18 protein-coding genes are annotated in these 18,718 nt (G+C 73.2%); 5 read left to right on the top strand and 13 right to left on the bottom strand.

The genetic code is table 11. The features are described 5' to 3' along the window. Nucleotide 1: 1 nt before the first annotated feature. The 8 genes from ACFV9M_RS09735 to ACFV9M_RS09700 all read right to left on the bottom strand — a co-directional run bounded on the left by ACFV9M_RS09735 (nt 2) and on the right by ACFV9M_RS09700 (nt 8,289). Nucleotides 2-1,450 carry an MFS transporter gene (locus ACFV9M_RS09735; RefSeq protein ID WP_385073245.1) on the bottom strand — a complete coding sequence of 483 codons (1,449 nt, stop codon included), beginning with the start codon at nt 1,448-1,450 and terminating at the stop codon, nt 2-4. Nucleotides 1,451-1,538: 88 nt separating this feature from the next. After that, on the bottom strand, nt 1,539-2,570 hold the full coding sequence (gene fbaA / locus ACFV9M_RS09730; RefSeq protein WP_385073205.1) for a class II fructose-bisphosphate aldolase: 1,032 nt from the start codon (nt 2,568-2,570) through the stop codon (nt 1,539-1,541). A 145-nt stretch (nt 2,571-2,715) separates the two neighbouring features. After that, nucleotides 2,716-3,264, bottom strand: coding sequence for an orotate phosphoribosyltransferase (gene pyrE / locus ACFV9M_RS09725; protein WP_385073202.1), 549 nt, complete (start codon nt 3,262-3,264; stop codon nt 2,716-2,718). A gap of 10 nt (nt 3,265-3,274) precedes the next feature. Next, nucleotides 3,275-4,108, bottom strand: a complete 834-nt coding sequence (locus ACFV9M_RS09720; protein WP_385073199.1) for an aldose 1-epimerase — start codon at nt 4,106-4,108, stop codon at nt 3,275-3,277. 38 nt (nt 4,109-4,146) lie between these two features. Further along, nucleotides 4,147-5,100, bottom strand: a complete 954-nt coding sequence (locus tag ACFV9M_RS09715; RefSeq protein ID WP_385073196.1) for an SRPBCC domain-containing protein — start codon at nt 5,098-5,100, stop codon at nt 4,147-4,149. A gap of 116 nt (nt 5,101-5,216) precedes the next feature. After that, a complete protein-coding gene (locus ACFV9M_RS09710) occupies nt 5,217-6,806 on the bottom strand; it encodes a polyamine aminopropyltransferase (RefSeq protein ID WP_385073194.1) in 1,590 nt (529 codons plus the stop codon). A 140-nt stretch (nt 6,807-6,946) separates the two neighbouring features. Next, nucleotides 6,947-7,504 carry a DUF2617 family protein gene (locus ACFV9M_RS09705; protein WP_385073191.1) on the bottom strand — a complete coding sequence of 186 codons (558 nt, stop codon included), beginning with the start codon at nt 7,502-7,504 and terminating at the stop codon, nt 6,947-6,949. Nucleotides 7,505-7,881: 377 nt separating this feature from the next. Beyond that, complete coding sequence (locus ACFV9M_RS09700) at nt 7,882-8,289, bottom strand: hypothetical protein (protein ID WP_385073188.1); 408 nt, start codon at nt 8,287-8,289, stop codon at nt 7,882-7,884. 140 nt (nt 8,290-8,429) lie between these two features. On the opposite strand from ACFV9M_RS09700, the gene ACFV9M_RS09695 reads away from it, so the two are divergent. Continuing rightward, a complete protein-coding gene (locus tag ACFV9M_RS09695; protein WP_385073186.1) occupies nt 8,430-9,626 on the top strand; it encodes a pyridoxal phosphate-dependent aminotransferase in 1,197 nt (398 codons plus the stop codon). A gap of 223 nt (nt 9,627-9,849) precedes the next feature. Then, complete coding sequence (locus ACFV9M_RS09690; RefSeq protein WP_385073183.1) at nt 9,850-10,539, top strand: DUF4232 domain-containing protein; 690 nt, start codon at nt 9,850-9,852, stop codon at nt 10,537-10,539. A 135-nt stretch (nt 10,540-10,674) separates the two neighbouring features. On the opposite strand, the gene ACFV9M_RS09685 is transcribed toward ACFV9M_RS09690, so the two are convergent. Then, complete coding sequence (locus ACFV9M_RS09685) at nt 10,675-11,208, bottom strand: YbjN domain-containing protein (RefSeq protein ID WP_385073180.1); 534 nt, start codon at nt 11,206-11,208, stop codon at nt 10,675-10,677. Between the two features lie 239 nt (nt 11,209-11,447). Beyond that, entirely contained in the window at nt 11,448-14,057 is a 2,610-nt protein-coding gene (gene clpB, locus ACFV9M_RS09680) for an ATP-dependent chaperone ClpB (protein ID WP_385073177.1), read from the bottom strand. A gap of 116 nt (nt 14,058-14,173) precedes the next feature. Between clpB and ACFV9M_RS09675 the strand changes: the two genes are divergently transcribed. After that, a complete protein-coding gene (locus ACFV9M_RS09675) occupies nt 14,174-14,587 on the top strand; it encodes a pyridoxamine 5'-phosphate oxidase family protein (RefSeq protein ID WP_385073174.1) in 414 nt (137 codons plus the stop codon). A gap of 262 nt (nt 14,588-14,849) precedes the next feature. On the opposite strand, the gene ACFV9M_RS09670 is transcribed toward ACFV9M_RS09675, so the two are convergent. Further along, nucleotides 14,850-15,188 (bottom strand): hypothetical protein, encoded by a 339-nt coding sequence (locus tag ACFV9M_RS09670; RefSeq protein ID WP_385073171.1) that lies wholly within the window; start codon nt 15,186-15,188, stop codon nt 14,850-14,852. 5 nt (nt 15,189-15,193) lie between these two features. After that, nucleotides 15,194-15,379, bottom strand: coding sequence for a hypothetical protein (locus tag ACFV9M_RS09665; RefSeq protein WP_385073168.1), 186 nt, complete (start codon nt 15,377-15,379; stop codon nt 15,194-15,196). A gap of 104 nt (nt 15,380-15,483) precedes the next feature. On the opposite strand from ACFV9M_RS09665, the gene ACFV9M_RS09660 reads away from it, so the two are divergent. Then, nucleotides 15,484-16,497: a helix-turn-helix transcriptional regulator gene (locus tag ACFV9M_RS09660; protein ID WP_385073165.1), complete on the top strand. Its 1,014-nt coding sequence runs from the start codon at nt 15,484-15,486 to the stop codon at nt 16,495-16,497. 216 nt (nt 16,498-16,713) lie between these two features. Continuing rightward, the gene (locus ACFV9M_RS09655) at nt 16,714-17,697 is read left to right on the top strand and encodes a LuxR C-terminal-related transcriptional regulator (RefSeq protein ID WP_385073162.1); all 984 of its coding nucleotides are present in this window, start codon (nt 16,714-16,716) and stop codon (nt 17,695-17,697) included. On the opposite strand, the gene ACFV9M_RS09650 is transcribed toward ACFV9M_RS09655, so the two are convergent. Further along, complete coding sequence (locus ACFV9M_RS09650; RefSeq protein WP_385073158.1) at nt 17,660-18,697, bottom strand: LuxR C-terminal-related transcriptional regulator; 1,038 nt, start codon at nt 18,695-18,697, stop codon at nt 17,660-17,662. The two genes, ACFV9M_RS09655 and ACFV9M_RS09650, sit on opposite strands and share 38 nt — an antisense overlap. Nucleotides 18,698-18,718: the final 21 nt, after the last annotated feature.

Raw genomic sequence — 18,718 nt, 5'->3', positions numbered from 1 at the left:
CTCACCGCCCCGCCTCCAACGGCGGCGCCGTCACGCTGCCGTGACATCTGCACTCCGGCCGCACGCAGTCCGCCCCCGGCCGCCGCACCGTCGCGAACGCCACCCCGGCGCCCGCCACGAGCACGCCCGCGCACACCGCCATCGCCCGCCGGAACGCCCCCTCGAAGGCCTCCGCGGAGCGGTACGCCTCCGGGCCCATCCCCGTGACCAGGGGCAGCGCGGCCACGGCGATCAGGCCGGCCGCGCGGGCCGCCGCGTTGTTGACTCCGCTGGCCAGGCCCGCGCGGCTGTCGTCCACCGAGGCCAGGACGGTCGCCGTGAGGGGGGCGACGAGGGTGACCATGCCGAGGCCGAGGACCAGCACGGCGGGCAGGACGTCCGCCGCGTAGGAGGCGCCGGGGCCCACCCGGAGCATCAGCAGCATGCCCGCGGCGCACAGCAGCGGGCCCACGGTGAGCGGCAGACGCGGGCCGATCCGGTCGGCGAGCGCACCGGAGCGCGCCGACAGCAGCAGCATCAGCGCGGTCGTCGGCAGCAGTGCCGTACCGGCGCCGACGGCGGAGTAGCCGGCCACGGTCTGGAGCTGGAGCGCGGAGAGGAAGAAGAACCCGCCGAAGGCCGCGTACACGCACAGGGTGACCAGGTTGACCGCCGTGAACTGGCGGGAGGCGAAGACGTCCAGCGGCAGCATCGGGTCGGGGCTGCGCCGCTCGACCCGGACGAAGGCCGCCCCGGCGGCGACCCCGGCCACCGCCGCGACGGCGACGGCCGGCGTCCCCGCGCCCGCCTCGATCAGCGCGTACGTCACCAGCCCGAGCGACAGCGCGGCCAGGACGGCGCCGAGCACGTCGAAGCGGCCGTGCGCGCGCCGGCCGCGCGACTCGGGGACGTGGCGCAGGGCCACCGGGGCGCACAGCAGCGCCAGCGGGACGTTCAGCCAGAACACCCACCGCCAGCCGGGCCCGTCCACCAGCCAGCCGCCCAGGAACGGCCCCACGGCCGCCCCGACGCCCCCGAAGCCGGACCACAGGCCGACGGCCCGCCCCCGGTCGTCGGGGTGGAAGGAGGCATGGATGAGGGCGAGCGAGCCGGGGGTGAGGAGGGCGCCGCCGACGCCCTGCAACGCCCGTGCCGCGACCAGGACGGCCGCGCTCGGCGCGAGCCCGCACAGCAGGGAGGCGGCGGCGAACCACACCACGCCGACCACGAAGACCTTCCGGCGGCCGACGCGGTCGCCGAGCGAGCCGCCCAGCAGGAGCAGCCCGGCCAGCGTGACCATGTACGCGTTGACCGTCCACTGGAGGGCGGCCAGGTCGGCGTCGAGGTCACGGCCGATGCGCGGCAGGGCGACGTTGACGACGGTCGAGTCCAGCATGGCCATGCTGGAGCCGAGGACCGTGGTGAGCAGGATCCACCTGCCCCGGGGCGAGGCCAGCCGGACATCGGGCATGGCCCCGGATACGTCGGGCATGGCCCCAGATATACAGCGAGCCCGGTGCCGGGGCACCGGGCTCGTCCGCCATCAGCCGTACGAGGACCTACTTGATCTTCGTACCGGCCGACCGGAGGTTCTGCGTCGCCTCGACGACACGGGCGGCCATGCCCGCCTCGGCCAGCTTGCCCCAGGTCCGCGGGTCGTAGGTCTTCTTGGAGCCGACCTCGCCGTCGACCTTGAGGACGCCGTCGTAGTTCTTGAGGATGTGGTCGGCGACCGGACGGGTGAAGGCGTACTGGGTGTCCGTGTCGATGTTCATCTTGACGACGCCGTTCTCCAGCGCGGTCGCGATCTCCTCCTCCGTGGAGCCGGAGCCGCCGTGGAAGACGAAGTCGAACGGCTGCGAGCCGGCCGGCTTGCCGAACTTGGCGGCGACGCCCTCGTTCAGCTCCTTCAGCAGGTCGGGGCGGAGGACGACGTTGCCCGGCTTGTACACGCCGTGGACGTTGCCGAAGGACGCGGCGAGCAGGTAGCGGCCCTTCTCGCCGAGGCCGAGCGCCTCCGCCGTGCGGATCGCGTCCTCGACCGTGGTGTAGAGGGAGTCGTTGATCTCGTGCGAGACGCCGTCCTCCTCGCCACCGGTCGGGGTGATCTCGACCTCGAGGATGATGTTCGCGGCGCGGGCCTTCTCCAGCAGCTCCTGACCGATGGCCAGGTTGTCGGCCAGGGTCTCCGCGGAGCCGTCCCACATGTGGGACTGGAACAGCGGGCCGAGACCGGCCTCGACGCGCTTGCGGGAGATCTCCAGCAGCGGACGCACGTACCCGTCGAGCTTGTCCTTCGGGCAGTGGTCGGTGTGCAGGGCGACCGTGACCGGGTACTTCTCGGCGACGATGTGCGCGAACTCGGCGAGGGCGACCGCGCCCGTCACCATGTCCTTGCTGTACTGGCCGCCCAGGAACTCGGCGCCGCCGGTCGAGATCTGGATGATGCCGTCGCTCTCCGCCTCCGCGAAGCCGCGCAGAGCCGCGTGCAGGGTCTGGGTCGAGGTGACGTTGATGGCCGGGTAGGCGAACCTGCCTGCCTTCGCCCGGTCGAGCATCTCGGTGTAGACCTCGGGGGTTGCGATGGGCATTCGTCCGCTCCTTGGGTGTGCGGGTTGGCGTTCTGCTGCTTACGGCCCTGACCTAGACCTTGGGTGCGACGTCATCGTCGTGCCCATCTTTCCAGACATGCGCGGTCGGTCCACGCGCCGGTCGAGTCCAGGTCGAAGTCGCTCGTCAGTCCAGACCCAGTTCATCCTTCGAGAAGGCGAACAGGTACGGCACCCCCGCGCCCTCCTGGATCTTCTCGGCGGCACCGGTCGCCCGGTCCACGATGGTCGCGACGGCCACGACCTCGGCGCCCGCCTCGCGCACGGCCTCCACCGCGGTCAGCGGCGAACCGCCGGTGGTGGAGGTGTCCTCCACCACCAGGACCCGGCGGCCCTTGATGTCCGGCCCCTCCACGCGCCGCTGGAGCCCGTGCGCCTTGGCCGCCTTGCGCACCACGAAGGCGTCCAGCCGGCGGCCGCGCGCGGCGGCGGCGTGCAGCATGGCCGCGGCGACCGGGTCGGCGCCCATGGTCAGGCCGCCCACGGCGTCGAACTCCAGCTCGGCGGTCAGGTCCAGCAGCACCTGGCCGACCAGCGGAGCGGCCACCCCGTCGAGAGTGATGCGGCGCAGGTCGACGTAGTAGTCGGCCTCCAGGCCCGACGACAGGGTCACCTTGCCGTGCACCACGGCCTTGTCCTTGATCTGCTGCAACAGCGCGCCACGTACGTCACTCATACCGGCCAGCTTAGGGCGTGCTCCACCGCCAGGTCGTGGTGGCCTCCAGCGGCTCCAGCGGCGTGACCAGGCGCGGGTGGGTGTTCAGGCCGTCGGGCGGGCCGGTCTGCGGCTCCACGCACACGGCCGCCTCCTGCTCGTCGTAGACGACGACCCACTGCTCGGGGCTGGTCACCTCCAGCCGGAGCAGTCCCGGCCAGGTGAGGGTGACGTGGACGCCGTCCGGCATGCCGAAGCAGTCGTCCCACGGGCCCGGCTCCGGGTCGATCCGGTTGCCGGTCGGCAGGTGGTCGTCGCCGCGCTCCTCCTGCCAGGCCGGGTCGAAGTCGACCCGCACCGGCTCGCCGTCCGCGCCGTCGAGGGTGCGGTTGAACCAGGGGTGCCAGCCGATCTGCGCCGGGAACGACGAGCCGTACGTCTCCACCGCCATGGTCAGCGTCAGCGCGTCCTCGGCGAGCGCGACCATCTGGGTGACCCGGCCGGGGTAGGGCCAGGGCTCCACCAGGTCGTACGTCAGGACCACCTCGTCGGCCGACCTGCGGGCGACCCGCCAGGCGCCGTCGCGGACGGTGCCGTGGATGGCGTGCGGCGGGGAGTTGAGCGGCATCTGGTGGACGGCCGCGCCGTCCCGGAACCGGCCGTCCCGGATCCGCCCGCACCAGGGGACCATCGGGAAGCAGCCGAAGCTCCCCCAGGCTCGGCTTCGCTCGCCCGGGGGGACCCCCATCCCCTGCCGCAGCAGTTCCGCACCGCCGACGCGCAGCCCTCCGAGCCGTCCGCCGTTGCCGGGCTGCACGGTCACCTCCGCGTCACCCGCGGTCAGCGTGATGTCTTCGTCGCTCACGGGACGACCCTATCGAGGCGATCGAGAGTGCGTCGGCTTCACCGGCGGCGGCGCAGCGCCCTGCCGACCACGATCGCCGACGCCACCACCAGCGCGGCGGCCGGGCCCGCCCAGCGCAGGGCGCTGTTGGGGGCGACGGTCTGCGCGGCCGGGACGGGCGCGTACCGGCCGCGGGGCGGGGCGTGGTCGACCTCCTCGGCACTGCGCCCGATCATCGTCCGGCGGGCGTGCGCGGCCTCGGCGGGGGGCTCGGCGGAGGAGGGGAGTCCGCCCACGCCGCCCACGCCGTCCCCGTCATCCACGTCGTCCACGTCATCGATGGCGTCCACGTCGTCCAGGTCGCCGTCGTCGTCCAGGTCGTCCATGCCGTCGATGCCGTCGATGCCGTCGACGGCACCGACGTCGTCGCCGTCGCGCAGGTCGTCGTCGGCGCCGTCCGGGCCCGACCGGGGGACGCCGGTGTCGAGGACGGCCGGGGGCTCGTCGGCGGGGAGCGGCCGCTCGGGCTCGGGCTCGGACTCGGACTCAGCCGGAGCCGGGGGCGCACCCCCGGCGTCCGCGGCTCCGGCTCCGGCTCCGGCTCCCAGGTTCTCCGCGAAGCGGTTCAGCAGGCGTACGACCGCGCCGTCCACCGCCTCGCCGGACTCCTGGGCGATCCGGCCGCCGGCGGAGGCGGTGCCCTCGAAGCCGAGCGTGGTGCCGCCCTCGGACGCCCCGAGCCGGACGGTGAGCGCGAACGTGACCGTCCCCGTGCCGCGCACCTCGCTCGCGTCGCCCTCCACGGTGTGGGTGCCGTCCTCCCGGGCGGTGACGCGCAGGGTGCCCCGGTAGGTGATGGTGTGGCCGCCGACGCGCACCTTCAGCCGGCCCGCGACGGGCTCGCTCCCGGCGTCCTGCTGGAGTCCGGGGACCGCCCGGGCCACCTGCGCGGGATCGGCGAGGGCCGCCCGCAACCGCTCGACGGGAACCGGAACGAACACCTCATGCTCCATGGAAGCGGAGCCTACCCACGGCGTGCGGAAAAGCACCCGCCGAAACCGTGATTCGCACCGCCGCCGCGCCCGCCGCGCGTACCCTTCCGCCCTCGGTGGCCTGCCCGCGTCCGCCGTCAGTACCGCGGGTGCGTCAGCGTGGAGGCGCGCACGCCCGGCACCGGCGGCCCCGGCGGCCGCTCGTCGTGGTGCGGGCGCAGTGGCGGTGGCGCCGCGGTCCCGGCCAGGACGAAACCCCAGTCGCGGGGGGCGCGGGAGGTGTCCTCGGTGCGGTCGGGGCCGGTGGTGACGCCGGTGTCGCGGCTGTCGACCCGGTAGGGGGTGGTGCGCAGGCCCGCCGCGCGCACGGTCGTCTCGACCGTCCAGAAGACGCGGCGGCGGGAGGCGACCGGACCGGCGTGGACGACGAGGCGGCCGCCGGGGCGCAGGGCGCGGCGGGCGAGGACGTAGAACTCCTGGGAGTACAGCTTGGTGCTGGCCGTGATGCCGGGGTCGGGGAGGTCGGCGATCACCACGTCGTAGCCGGCGGCCGGGGTGTCGCGCAGGTGGCGGAAGGCGTCGGCGACGGTGACGTGGACGCGGGGGTCGGCGTAGGCGTGGCCGTTGAGACGGGACAGGGGCGGGTCGGTGCGGGCCAGGCGGATCAGGCCCGGGTCGAGCTCGACGACGTCGACGCGGTGGACGCCGGGGTGGGTGAGCACCTCGCGGGCGGCCAGGCCGTCGCCGCCGCCGAGGATCAGCACGCGGGCGTGCGGGCCGTCCATCGCGGGACGGACCAGGGACCGGTGGTAGCGGCGCTCGTCCCGGCCGTCGACGCGGAGCCGGCCGTCGAGGTAGAGGCCGAGGGGGTGGCCTCGGGTGCCGCCGGTGAGGACGACCTCCTGGACGTCGGTGTCCACCGCGACGCGGACGTCGTCGCCGTAGAGGGCGTGGCGGGCGGCGTGTTCGAAGTCGTCGACGAGGGCGGCGGCGGAGGCGAGGACGCCGAGCACGCCGACGGTGGCCGTCAGCAGCAGCCAGCGGGTCCGGCCGGTGAGGTCGCGCCGGAACAGGCCCAGCACCAGGGCGCCGCCGGCGATCACGTTGACCGCGCCGGTCAGCAGGGAGCTGGTCAGCTGGCCGAGGAAGGGCAGCAGCAGGAAGGGGAACGCCAGGCCCCCGACGAGCGCGCCGACGTAGTCCGCGGCGAACAGGTCGGCGACGGCGCCGCCCGCGTCCTGGCGGCGGATGCGCTGGATCAGCTCCATCAGCAGGGGGACCTCGGCACCGATCAGCAGGCCGATGGCGAGGGAGAAGGCGACCAGCAGGATCCGGGGGCCGTTCTCCCACAGGCCGCCCCAGTCGCCCGTCCAGGCGAACACCGCGTACAGCGCGGGCGCGCTGCATCCGCCGACCAGGGCGAGGGTCACCTCGACGGCGGCGAAACCGGCCGCGGCGAGGGGCCGCAGCCGTTTGGCGGCGAGGGAGCCGATGCCCATCGCGAAGACCATCACGGACAGCACGACGGACGCCTGGGTGACCGAGTCGCCCATCAAGTACGAGGCCAGGGCGACCAGTTCGAGTTCGTACACCAGACCGCAGGCCGCGCAGACGAAGACGCACGCGAGGACCAGGGACCGTCCGGTGTCCGGCCGGACGGGGAGCCGCGCGGGGCCGCGCCAGGGGGGTGGGGCTCCGGGCGGGGCGGGGGCGTGCGGCTCGATCACGACTGCGACGTTACGTCACGGGTGTGGCACGCAACGTCACCCACACGTGTGGAACCCGGGTTTTTCGGCCCGCCGCGGGTTTAGGCCCGCCACGGCAGTCGCCGCTCCCGGTCCCCGCCGCGTCCGCCCGGCGGCCGGCCTCACGCTCCCCGGGAGAGGGCCCCCGCGGGCGCCTGGGACCGGCCGGCCGGCGCGCGGCGGACGCCCACGCGCGTCCTGGTCGCCACCAACTGCCCGTCCTGCGGGTACGCGTGCCACGTACGCCAGTGCACATGCCCCTCGTGGCGCTGGGCGAGGAGGGCGGTGAAGGCGTGGGGGCTGCCGGGGAAGACCCCGGCGAGGCCGTGCGGGTGCTCGGAGACCAGGGCCAGCAACTCCTGGGCGCGGCCCGCGAACTGGCCGGGCGTCAGGACCTCGACACGGGCCGCGAACTCGTACTCCCACTCGCCCAGCCGCTTGGCCACGCCGAGCGGGAGCGGGGTGCTGCTGCCGGGGATGCACGCGACCGTCTCGGAGCACGACCCCCGCTCCTCCTCCAGCAGCACCTGGTGCGACGCGCCGAGCAGCCGCAACTGGAGCTTGGCTCCGGACAGTTCGAGGTCGAGGGTGGCCAGGGCCGGCAGCGGTTCACGCCCCAGGGCCCAGGCGAGGTCGGCCGCGCGCGTGTCGGTGTAGGAGGTGGTCAGGGTCGTGAGCATGACTCGGCTCCGCTAGAACGCAAAGAAGAGGAAGGGTCCCGCGCGCCCCGGCCGACACCGGGGGATCGGCCCCGGCCGGCCCTGTCTGGGGAGGGCGTCCACGGCGGGACGTCCGAGGGGTCCGAGGGGCTGCGTTGGTGACTTAGAGGGAATCATGAACGGTGGCGCCGTCACAGCGTTTTTACCCAACTTCGTAACGTTTCCATCCCTCAGAGGGCTCCTCAGCTCAACTGTTCCACCACGGCGTACGCCGTGCGGCTCACGCGCCTCTCCACGCGCCCCACCGCCGGACCGGGCGCGACCGCGGGGCGCCCTGGTCACAGGCGCGCCCCGCGGTCCGGATGCGGCTCCCCCTCGGGGAGCTCAGCTGCCCCGTGTCAGCTGCCTCCGCCGCATCCGCCGCCTCCGCCCCCGCAGGACGATCCGCCTCCGCAGGAGTGCCCGCCGGAGTGGCCGCCGTGGCCACCGGAGTCGCCACCGGAGTGGCCGGAGTGCCCGCCCGAACGCCCGCCGGAGTCACCGGAGTCGCTCCCCGAGGACGAGGACGAGCCGATGTCGATGCCGGACACCCACCAGCTGCTCGCGCTGTCCGCGCTGTGGTGGTGGCTGCCGGACCCGCGCGAGCTGCCGGACCCGCGCGAGCCGGCGGAGCCGCGCGAGCGGCCGGCGCGGCCGTTCCGCGCGGACCGCATGGTGCGGCGGGGGCGCGCGGCGTCGACGATCGCGCATACGCCCGCCACCACGACAGCGACTCCGAGCACCGCCAGGATGATGCCGATGACCATGGCGTCACCCTCCTTCCGTGTCCCCCGAAGCGACCCCCCGTGGGCGCCTCGCGCACCGGCCGAGCGGTGCGTGAACGGGGGATGCCCGCCCCTCTCACCGGCCAAAGCACACTTGAGGAAGTCCAGAGCTTCGACGCAGGATGACCCTTATGACCTCCACCGCACGCCCCTTCCTCAACCGCCGCCTCGCCGCTTTCGGGACGACGATCTTCGCCGAGATGTCCGCCCTGGCGGTGCGGACCGGCGCCATCAACCTGGGGCAGGGTTTCCCCGACACGGACGGCCCGGAGGAGATCCGGGAGGCCGCCGTGCGGGCGCTGCGGGACGGGCGCGGCAACCAGTACCCGCCGGGGCCGGGCGTCCCCGAGCTGCGGACGGCGGTCGCGGAGCACCAGCGCCGCCGCTACGGCCTGACCTTCGACCCGGACACGGAGGTGCTGGTCACCGCGGGCGCCACGGAGGCGATCGCGGCGGCCCTGCTGGCGCTGCTGGAGCCGGGGGACGAGGTGGTCGCCCTGGAGCCGTACTACGACTCCTACGCGGCCTGCATCGCGATGGCGGGCGGGACGCGCGTGCCGGTGACGCTGCGGCCCGACCCCGAGCGGGCCCGGTTCCGGCTCGACCTGGACGAGCTGCGCGACGCGGTCACCGACCGCACCCGGCTGCTGCTGATCAACACTCCGCACAACCCGACCGGCACGGTCCTCAGCCGTGCGGAGCTGACCGCGATCGCGGACCTGGCGGTGGAGCGGGACCTGCTGGTCGTCACCGACGAGGTGTACGAGCACCTGGTCTTCGACGGGGCGGAGCACGTGCCGCTGGCGTCCCTGCCGGGGATGCGCGAGCGGACGGTCACCATCGGCAGCGCCGGCAAGACCTTCTCGTTCACCGGCTGGAAGGTGGGCTGGGTGACGGGGGCGCCCGCGCTGGTGACGGCGGTACGGTCGGCCAAGCAGTTCCTGACGTACGTGGCGTCCGGCCCGTTCCAGTACGCGGTCGCCGAGGCGCTCGCCCTGCCCGACACCTACTTCGACTCCTTCCGCGCGGACCTGCTGGCCAAGCGGGACCTGCTGTCGGCCGGGCTGGCGGAAGCGGGCTTCGCGGTGTTCCGGCCGGCCGGCACGTACTTCGTCACCGCGGACATCCGGCCCCTCGGCGAGAGCGACGGCGTCGCGTTCTGCCGGGCGCTGCCGGAGCGGGCGGGCGTGGTGGCCGTCCCGAACGCCGTGTTCTACGACCACCGCGAGGCGGGCGCGCCGTTCGTGCGGTTCGCCTTCTGCAAGAAACCGGAGGTTCTGGAGGAGGCGGTGCGGCGTCTGAAGGCGCTGGCGGGCTAGCCGGCGGCCGGAGCGCGTCTTTCCGGCCACCCCCTGGGTCCGGGGTGGCCGAAAAGAGGCTCTCCGGCCGCCGGGCGTGTCACAGCCGCGTGACAGCCGTCACTGGTGGATGACGGCACCGAACCCACGCCCCTCCGCCCCCGTCATCCTGATCGGAAGAGAGAAACGGGCAGCTGACCGAGCTGCCGTACGGCAGCGCACGAGCTGCCCCGAAAGGACCTCCATGAACAGCCGCCGTCTGCGCACCGCTCTCGTCGTGACCGCCGCCGTCTCGGCCGGTCTGCTGATGACCGCCTGCGAGGGCGACGCCACCGCGACGTCCCCCGCCGCCTCGGCGGAGTCCACCGCGTCGGGGTCCACCGCGTCGGGGTCCACCGCGTCGGGATCCGCCACGCCGGGTTCCTCGGGCTCGGGAACGAGCGGCAGCGGATCCTCCGCGACGTCCGGCGGCTCGTCCGGCACCGGCTCCGACACCGACGCCTCCGGTGAGGCCGCGGACAAGACCGGCTACGGCCAGTCCTGCGGCACCAACGACCTGACCTGGAGCGTCAAGGAGATGAGCCAGGCGGGCGGCTACTACCTGATCAGCGTGAAGGCCCAGTCGGGCATCACCTGTGTGCTGTCCGGGGATCTCCCCGTGGTGGCCTTCGGCTCCGGCGGCATCGAGGCCACCGCCGCCGAGCAGGTCGCCGGGGACGAGCTCACCCTTTCCGGTGACACGACGGCCTACGCCGGTCTCAGCCCCAAGAGCACCACGGGGGACGGGGGGGTCGAGTACACCACCGTCATCGTCTCCGCCTCGGCCGACGACCCCGACCCGGTCTCCCTGGACACCGGCGCCGTGGTCGTGGACAAGCCCATCGTCACGAACTGGCACACCGCCCCGCAGGACGCCGTCCCCTACACCTCCTGACGACGGCGAGAGCCCGGCCCCGCCGCGACCGTGGTGGTCGCGGCCCGGGCCGGGCTCTGCCGTGCGGACGGGGCGTGTCCGGTCGTTCTCGCCGGTACGCCGTCGCCGCGGGGCCTCACGCCATGTCGCGAGGCGTCACGCGTCGTCGCCCTCCTCGGGCGTGTCCGCGTCGTTGACCTCCTTCTCCAGGCCCAGCTGCTCCACGAGCCACTTGTCGAACTCGATGGCGGCGCGGACCCAGCTCACCGTCGAGGAGACGAAGAGCTCGATGTTCACCCCGGCGCCGATCAGCATCTGCGCCTCGCCGATGAGGCGGACGGTGCCGTCGTCGTGGGTGTGGGTGTAGACCTTGGGCCACAGGGTGCGGCGGTTCCAGTCGTCGACGGACTCCAGCAGCTGCGGCTTGTCGTCGATCTTGTGGGGGCGGTCGTAGAACGTCCGCACGGAGTAGACCGCCTGGTCGCCCTCGCCGCGGAACATGAAGTACGTACGGAATTCCTCCCACGGCGCCGCGAGGTCACCCTCGTCGTCGACGACGTACTTCAGCTCCATCTGGTCGAGGAGCTGCTTCACGAGGTCCTGATCCGGAACGACGGGGCCCGCCGGTCCCTGGGGCTGCGGCTCGGGCTGGCCCCCGAAGTTCGGAATCGAGGACGGGTCGATGCTCACCGTGTTTTTCCCTTCGTACGGATTCCGCCATCCTCCCTCAGAGGGGGCGGGGGATGGCAACCCCGGCCCGGTGTGTATGCCACGGGCTGACGGGATCCGGCCGCCCGGCCCTCCCGAGCCCGGTCCGAGGGCGGCGGGGCGCATGGGCCCCGCCGCCGGCCGAGGGGCCGCCGCCGCGGGACGGGACGGGCCCCGCACCGCCGTGCGGTGCGGGGCCCGTGCCGTGCGTCCGGCCGCCGTCAGAGCGTCTTGGCCGCCGTCTCCGCCGTGGCCGGGCCCACGATGAGTCCGTCGCCGAAGGCGTCCACCCGGACCGTGTCGCCGTCCTTGACCTCGCCGGCCAGGATCTCCTTGGCGAGGCGGTCGCCGATGGCGGTCTGGACGAGGCGGCGCAGGGGGCGGGCGCCGTAGGCCGGGTCGTTGCCCTCGTCGGCGAGCCAGGCCAGGGCCGCGTCGGTGACCTCCAGGGTGAGGCGCCGCTCGGCCAGCCGCCGGGCCAGGCGGTCGATCTGGAGGCGGGCGATCCGGCCCAGCTCGTCCTTGCTCAGGGCGGAGAAGACGACCAGGTCGTCGAGCCGGTTGAGGAACTCCGGCTTGAAGGAGACCCGGACGACCTCCAGGACCTGCTCCTTCTTCTCCTCCTCCGTCGACACCGGGTCGACCAGGAACTGGCTGCCCAGGTTGGACGTCAGCACCAGGATGGTGTTGCGGAAGTCGACCGTGCGCCCCTGCCCGTCCGTGAGGCGGCCGTCGTCGAGCACCTGGAGCAGGACGTCGAAGACCTCGGGGTGCGCCTTCTCCACCTCGTCCAGCAGCACGACGCTGTACGGGCGGCGGCGGACGGCCTCGGTGAGCTGGCCGCCCTCCTCGTAGCCGACGTACCCGGGGGGCGCGCCGACGAGCCGGGCGACGCTGTGCTTCTCGCCGTACTCCGACATGTCGATGCGGACCATCGCCCGCTCGTCGTCGAAGAGGAAGTCGGCGAGCGCCTTGGCGAGCTCGGTCTTGCCGACGCCGGTCGGGCCGAGGAAGAGGAAGGAGCCGGTGGGGCGGTCGGGGTCGGCGATGCCGGCGCGGGAGCGGCGTACGGCGTCGCTGACCGCGCGGACGGCCTCGCCCTGGCCGATGAGCCGCCGGCCCAGCTCCTCCTCCATCCGCAGCAGCTTCTGCGTCTCGCCCTCCAGGAGGCGGCCGGCCGGGATCCCGGTCCAGGCGGCGACGACGTCGGCGATGTCGTCGGAGCCGACCTCCTCCTTGACCATGGTGTCCTTCGCGGCCTCCTCCTCGGCCTCGGACGCGGCCTCCAGGTCGCGCTCGACGGCCGGGATCTCGCCGTACAGCAGCTTGCTGGCGGTGTCGAAGTCGCCGTCGCGCTGGGCGCGTTCGGCCTGGCCGCGGAGTTCGTCGAGCTTCTCCTTGAGCTCGCCGACCCGGTTGAGGGACTGCTTCTCCTTCTCCCAGCGGGCGGTGAGGCCGCGCAGCTCCTCCTCCTTGTCGGCGAGGTCGCGGCGCAGCTTCTCCAGCCGCTCGCGGGAGGCGGGGTCGGTCTCCTTGTCGAGGGCCAGCTCCTCCATCTTCAGCCGGTCGACGGCGCGCTGGAGTTCGTCGATCTCGACGGGGGACGAGTCGATCTCCATGCGCAGCCGGGAGGCGGCCTCGTCGACGAGGTCGATGGCCTTGTCGGGCAGGAAGCGGGAGGTGATGTACCGGTCGGAGAGGGTCGCGGAGGCGACCAGCGCGCTGTCGGCGATCTGGACCTTGTGGTGGGCCTCGTACCGCCCCTTGAGTCCACGCAGGATCGCGATGGTGTCCTCGACGGTCGGCTCGGCGACCAGCACCTGCTGGAAGCGCCGCTCCAGGGCGGGGTCCTTCTCGATCCGCTCCCGGTACTCGTCCAGCGTGGTCGCGCCGACCATGCGCAGCTCGCCGCGGGCGAGCATGGGCTTGAGCATGTTGCCGGCGTCCATGGCGGAGTCCCCGCCGGCGCCCGCGCCGACGACGGTGTGCAACTCGTCGATGAAGGTGATGATCTGCCCGTCGGAGTCCTTGATCTCGGCGAGGACGGTCTTCAGCCGCTCCTCGAACTCACCGCGGTACTTCGCGCCGGCGACCATCGCGCCCAGGTCCAGCGCGACGAGCCGCTTGTCCTTGAGGGACTCGGGCACGTCGCCCTTGACGATCCGCTGGGCGAGCCCCTCCACGACGGCGGTCTTGCCGACGCCCGGCTCGCCGATGAGGACGGGGTTGTTCTTGGTGCGCCGGGACAGCACCTGCACGACGCGGCGGATCTCCTGGTCCCGTCCGATGACGGGGTCGAGCTTGCCCTCCCGCGCGGCGGCGGTGAAGTCCGTGCCGAACTTCTCCAGCGCCTTGTACTGCCCCTCCGGGTCGGCGGTGGTCACCCGGCGTCCGCCGCGCGCCTTGCGGAAGGCGTCGAGGAGCTTCCCGGGGGTGGCGCCCTGCCGGGCGAGCACCTCACCGGCCTGCCCGCCCTTGGTGGCGATACCGATGAGCAGGTGCTCGGTCGACAGGTACTCGTCGCCCAGCTCCCGGGCCCGCGCCTGCGCGTCCGCGATCACGGCGAGCAGCTCGCGGTTGGGCTGCGGGGGCGCGACGGTGGACCCGGTCACGCTGGGCAGCGCGCCGAGCACCTTCTCGGCGCCGGCCCGCACGGCGGCCTGGTCGGCGTCGACGGCGGCGAGCAGATCGACGATGTTCTCGTTGTCCTGCCCCTGGAGCAGCGCGAGGAGCAGGTGGCCTGGGGTGAGGTCGGCGTGTCCCTCGGACACGGCCCGGTTGCCGGCCGTCTGGATGGCTTCCCGGCTCCGGTTGGTCAGCTCGGCGTCCACGTTCGCTGTCTCCTCCTTGCGTCAGCCGTCACACTGACTCGCACAACGTACACAAAGTTGAGTCTATTCCACTCAAGGCAGTGGTGGGGAGTTCCGGGGCGACTAAGTTCCCAACCATGGCCGCATACCCGCAGAACCCGGGCGCTCCCGACGCCGCGTACCTCGCCTTCTGGCGTGAACGCCATCTGTGCACCCTGACCACACCACGCCCGGACGGTTCCCCGCACATGGTTCCGGTCGGTGTCACCTACGATCCCGAGGCCCGGACCGCTCGTGTCATCACCGACGGAGCCAGCGTCAAGGCGGCCAACGTCCGGGCCGCCGGCCCCGAGGGGGCCCGGGTCGCGGTCTGCCAGGTGGACGGCCGCCGCTGGGCCACCCTGGAGGGCCGGGCCTTCGTCCGCGCGGACCCGGAGCGCGTCGCCGAGGCCGAGCGCCGCTACGCGGAGCGCTACGGACACGCCCCGCGCCCCAACCCCACCCGTGTGGTGATCGAGATCGAGCTGAGCGGGGCCATGGGCCGGGGCTGACACCGGCGGACCGGAGGACGGACAGGGAGGCGGACGGGGAGGGCGGACAGGGAGGACGGACAGGAGGACGGCCGGTCGGCCGCCGCCACCGGCCGGGATCGAGGGTGACCAGTTGCACACCCACCGCTTTTCGGCCACCGCGCGCGGATCCCGCACCCCGACATGTCACCGCAAACTGCAGCGGCGTCACCGTGTTCAGGTCACGGTGACGCCGCTGCGGGGGGAAGCACCTGAGGCGATCTGTTACGACGGGGGAATCGCGTCAGGCACTGCGGGGGGTGGCTGAGATGGTCCTGGGGGCGGCGGGGCTCGCCGACTCCGCCAGCTGGTGGTCACGCTGATCGAGGTTCACGAAGATCATTCCGTACCGGATCGCACACCGGACGGGCTGCGGCGCGCCCCGGGGCCGCCGCAGGCACCGGAAGGCCCGTACGTCCCCGTCGTCGTCCCGCGTCACGACCACCGGCTCTCCGAACACGGTCACCATCAACGAGTCGCCGCTGTGGGGGATGGCGGTGACCAGGTCGATGAAGTGCCAGCCGGAGCGGTAGGCGGTGGCCATCTCGCGGCGGAACGAGCGATCGTCAGGTGGTGTGGTCATCGCGATCAGTCCCACCTGCTGTCAAGGGGGACGGCCGGCGTGTCCTCGCTGTTGACCGCGGCTATCACGGTCTGAGCACCACCCGTCTTGTGCGCGTCGCTCTTCGCTTCGGAGAGGCCGACCAGCGTTCCGACGGCCACAACGGCGGAGAAGGCGGCGACAAGCACCGAGCGAAGCATTCTCTTACGCATAGTCGGCTTCGTCCTCACTTGAAGGTCCCCTCTTCCCCCGTCGAGTAAGACGATGGCTCATTCAGGCACGTCATGGCCACACGATCGGTGCATCATGTTCCTGCATGTTCAGGACCCTGGGGGGTGGAGATTTGGCAACAAATGGGACTAAGGCGGCACATCCCCATGCGGTGACCGAGCTGTGTGAGGAAGGAAGCCGTCTCTACGCGAACGCCCTGCGCACCGGCCGCATCCTCCGTGCCGACGTCGAGCCCGCTCCCTGCCTGATGGAGTTCGCCCTCCTCCACCCCGACCCCGACGACGCCAACTGGCTGCGGCCGGTCCCCCCGTCCATCGCCCTGGCGCAGCGGCTGCACCCCATCGAGCGCGAGATCACCGAGAGCCGGCGGCTGTCGATCGCGCTCACCGACGTCTTCGAACCCTTCATGGCCCTCAGCGCCCAGGAGACCGCCCCCACCCACTCGATCACCGTGCTGGAAGGCCTCGACCGGATCAACACCGCGCTCGACCTCGCCACCTCGCAGTGCCGCACCGAGATGCTCACCGTGCAGCCCAGCGGCCGCCGCAGCCCCGAGAACCGGCTCCTGGAGGCCCTGGAGCGCGACAGGCCGCTGATCGAGCGCGGCGTGCGCATCCGCACCCTCTACCAGCACACGGCCCGCTACAGCCCCGACCGGCTGGCCTACGTCGACCAGTTCACCGACGGCAAGGTCGAGTACCGCACCATCGACGAACTCGTCGAGCGCCTCATCATCTGCGACGAGGCCGTCGCCTTCATCCCCGTCCGCGACGACCGGCAGGTCGCCCTCGAACTGCGGCACCCGGGCCTCGTCCGCTACCTCACCAAGGTCTTCGAGTTCATGTGGGGCCGCGCGGTGCCCCTCAGGGCCGGCACACCGTACGAGACCGACCCCGACGGCATCACCGACATCCAGCACTCCATCGCCAAGCTCCTCGTCGAGGGGCACGTCGACGAGGCCATCGCCCGCCGGCTGGGGATGAACGTCCGCACCTGCCGCGCCCACATCGCCAAGCTCGCCACCGCCCTGGGCAGCGGCAGCCGCGCCCAGCTCGGCTTCCTCATCGCCCAGTCGGGAATCCTGGACCGGGACCACTGACCCACCCGCCGGGACCGTCCGGACCGGGATGCCCGTCCCCTCCGGGCATCCCGACCAGCTCCTCCGGGCATCCGCCACCCCCCGCCCGGGCAGCATCGCCCTACCCGTCGCACGGGGCCCGTCAGCCTTGCCGGCCTCATCCGCCCCGACACCACCCCCCGCCCCCACCCCGCACACTGAACCGGGAGCACCGCACACCCGAGGAGAGAGTCACGCGTGACTGCGGCAGCGCACGACCACGGTCCGGACGGGCCCTGCGAGGCGGCCCTGGAGCTCTACGCGCGCGCCCTGCGGTCGGGCGGCGTCCCGGCGCGCGAGGCCGAGCAGTACCCCTGCCTGGTCGACGCCGGGCTCCTGCGGCCCGACCGCCGCGACCCGCACCGGCTGCACCCGCTGGCCCCGGGCGTGGCCCTGCCCCGCCTGCTGCGCGTCGTCGCCGAGGACATAGCCCGCCGGCGCCGGCAGGAGACCCGGCTCGCCGAGGCGTTCGAACCGCTCCTCGCACTCGCCGTGCCCGGCGCCGACCCGGCGGACTCCGCCGAACTCGTCCTGATCAGCGGGCTCGGCCGGATCAACCAGGTCATCACGCGCACCATGACCCGGGCCTCCGGCGAGGTGCTGGCCATCCAGCCGCACGCGAGCCATGTGGGCCCGCCGCCCGAGGTGCACGTCGAGGCCCTCGACCGCGACCAGGCCTTCCTCGACCGCGGCGGCCGTATCCGCACGCTCTACCAGCACACCACCCGTCACATCCCCACGGTCCAGGCGCGCTACGAACGGCTGCGGGGCGACGTGGAGGCCCGCACCCTCGACGAGATCACCGAACGCCTCCTCATCGTCGACCGCACGGTCGCCTTCCTCCCCGCCAGCAGGGACCGCACCCTCGCCCTGGAGGTCCGCCACCCCGCCCTGATCGACTACTTCGCCACCGTCTTCGACCGCCTCTGGCGGCTCGCGACACCGATGTACCCCGAGGCGGTCCGGCAGCCCAGCCTCAACGGCGTCACCCCCCGCCAGCGCGCGATCGCCGCCCTCCTCGTCGAGGGCCACACCGACACCGTCATCGCCGACCGCCTCGGCATGAACGTCCGCACCGCCCGCGTCCACATCGCCAAACTGGCCGCCACCCTCGGCAGTGAGAGCCGCGCCCAGCTCGGCTACCTCATCGGACGGTCGGGGATCCTCGACCGGGAACGATGACCGGCGCGGACACCTCGGGCACATGCCCGTCCAGGCCCACCTGCGCGATCCGCACACCCAGCTGGGTACGGCTCGCCGCGCCCAGCGTCTCCGACAGCCGGGCGATGTGCGCCCGGCAGGTACGGACGCTGATGCCCAGCCGCTCCGCGATCACCGCGTCCTGGTGCCCCTCCGCCAGCAGCGCCGCGATGGACTGCTCCCGGTGCGAGATGCCCTCGATCCGGGTGTCGGGCAGCGGCGCGGTCAGCGGGATCGCCAGCCGCCAGAGCCGTTCGAAGACGGTGACCAGGTAGGCGATCAGGGCCGGGTGGCGCAGCTCCAGCGCCATCGTGCGGTCGGCGTTGGCGGGGATGAAGGCGACCGTCCGGTCGAAGAGCATCAGCCGGTCGACGACCTCGTCCAGGGTCCGCGCCTCGACCGTGTCGCCCATCAGCTCCAGGTAGTTGAGCAGGCCCTGGCCGTGCCGGGCCACATGGTTGTACAGGTCCCGCATCCGCACGCCCCGCCCGCGCAGCGCCAGCGCCCGGTGCAGGCCCTCGGACAGCTCGTGCTCGCGCCGGATGCCGCCGGGCTGGACCGTCAGCACCTCGGTCGTACACGCGTCGGTCGCCTGGTCCAGGGCCGCCTGGATGCGGGAGGCGCCGTCCAGGACGCGGATCGCCGCGCCCTCCCCGGCCGCCGGGGCCGGCGCCGGTCCGCCCAGGCCCGCGTACCACTCGAAGGCGGCCACCGCCGAGCCCATCCGCCGCTGGCTCGCGCTGACCTCGTCGTACAGTCCGCGCAGCAGCCGGGTCATGACCTCCTGCGGGGAGGTCGGCACCAGCCAGTCCATGTCGTCGGGGTCCGGGTGGAGCAGGGCGAGCTCCAGCAGGCAGGGCACCGGCTCGGCGTCCCGGCGCGGCACACGGCCCCGCCGTACGGCCCGGGAGTACACGCGATCCCCGGCCTCGCACAGTCGGTCAGCACCGTGCGGATGCTCCTCCGCCCCGTGCCCGGCCATCGCCCATCCCACCCCCGCTGT

This window comes from Streptomyces sp. NPDC059895, assembly GCF_042731035.1.
Lineage (GTDB): Bacteria > Actinomycetota > Actinomycetes > Streptomycetales > Streptomycetaceae > Streptomyces.
This window is presented reverse-complemented; position numbering and strand designations above follow the sequence as displayed.

Excerpts from the sequence above, each read along its gene's own strand:
- ACFV9M_RS09660 (WP_385073165.1), top strand. The coding sequence starts at position 15,484 with ATGTTCAGGACCCTGGGGGGTGGAGATTTGGCAACAAATGGGACTAAG.
- ACFV9M_RS09650 (WP_385073158.1), bottom strand. The coding sequence starts at position 18,697 with ATGGCCGGGCACGGGGCGGAGGAGCATCCGCACGGTGCTGACCGACTG.
- ACFV9M_RS09675 (WP_385073174.1), top strand. The coding sequence starts at position 14,174 with ATGGCCGCATACCCGCAGAACCCGGGCGCTCCCGACGCCGCGTACCTC.
- ACFV9M_RS09695 (WP_385073186.1), top strand. The coding sequence starts at position 8,430 with ATGACCCTTATGACCTCCACCGCACGCCCCTTCCTCAACCGCCGCCTC.
- ACFV9M_RS09705 (WP_385073191.1), bottom strand. The coding sequence starts at position 7,504 with ATGCTCACGACCCTGACCACCTCCTACACCGACACGCGCGCGGCCGAC.
- ACFV9M_RS09670 (WP_385073171.1), bottom strand. The coding sequence starts at position 15,188 with ATGACCACACCACCTGACGATCGCTCGTTCCGCCGCGAGATGGCCACC.
- fbaA (WP_385073205.1), bottom strand. The coding sequence starts at position 2,570 with ATGCCCATCGCAACCCCCGAGGTCTACACCGAGATGCTCGACCGGGCG.
- pyrE (WP_385073202.1), bottom strand. The coding sequence starts at position 3,264 with ATGAGTGACGTACGTGGCGCGCTGTTGCAGCAGATCAAGGACAAGGCC.
- ACFV9M_RS09715 (WP_385073196.1), bottom strand. The coding sequence starts at position 5,100 with ATGGAGCATGAGGTGTTCGTTCCGGTTCCCGTCGAGCGGTTGCGGGCG.
- ACFV9M_RS09700 (WP_385073188.1), bottom strand. The coding sequence starts at position 8,289 with ATGGTCATCGGCATCATCCTGGCGGTGCTCGGAGTCGCTGTCGTGGTG.
- ACFV9M_RS09735 (WP_385073245.1), bottom strand. The coding sequence starts at position 1,450 with ATGCCCGATGTCCGGCTGGCCTCGCCCCGGGGCAGGTGGATCCTGCTC.
- ACFV9M_RS09690 (WP_385073183.1), top strand. The coding sequence starts at position 9,850 with ATGAACAGCCGCCGTCTGCGCACCGCTCTCGTCGTGACCGCCGCCGTC.
- ACFV9M_RS09665 (WP_385073168.1), bottom strand. The coding sequence starts at position 15,379 with ATGCGTAAGAGAATGCTTCGCTCGGTGCTTGTCGCCGCCTTCTCCGCC.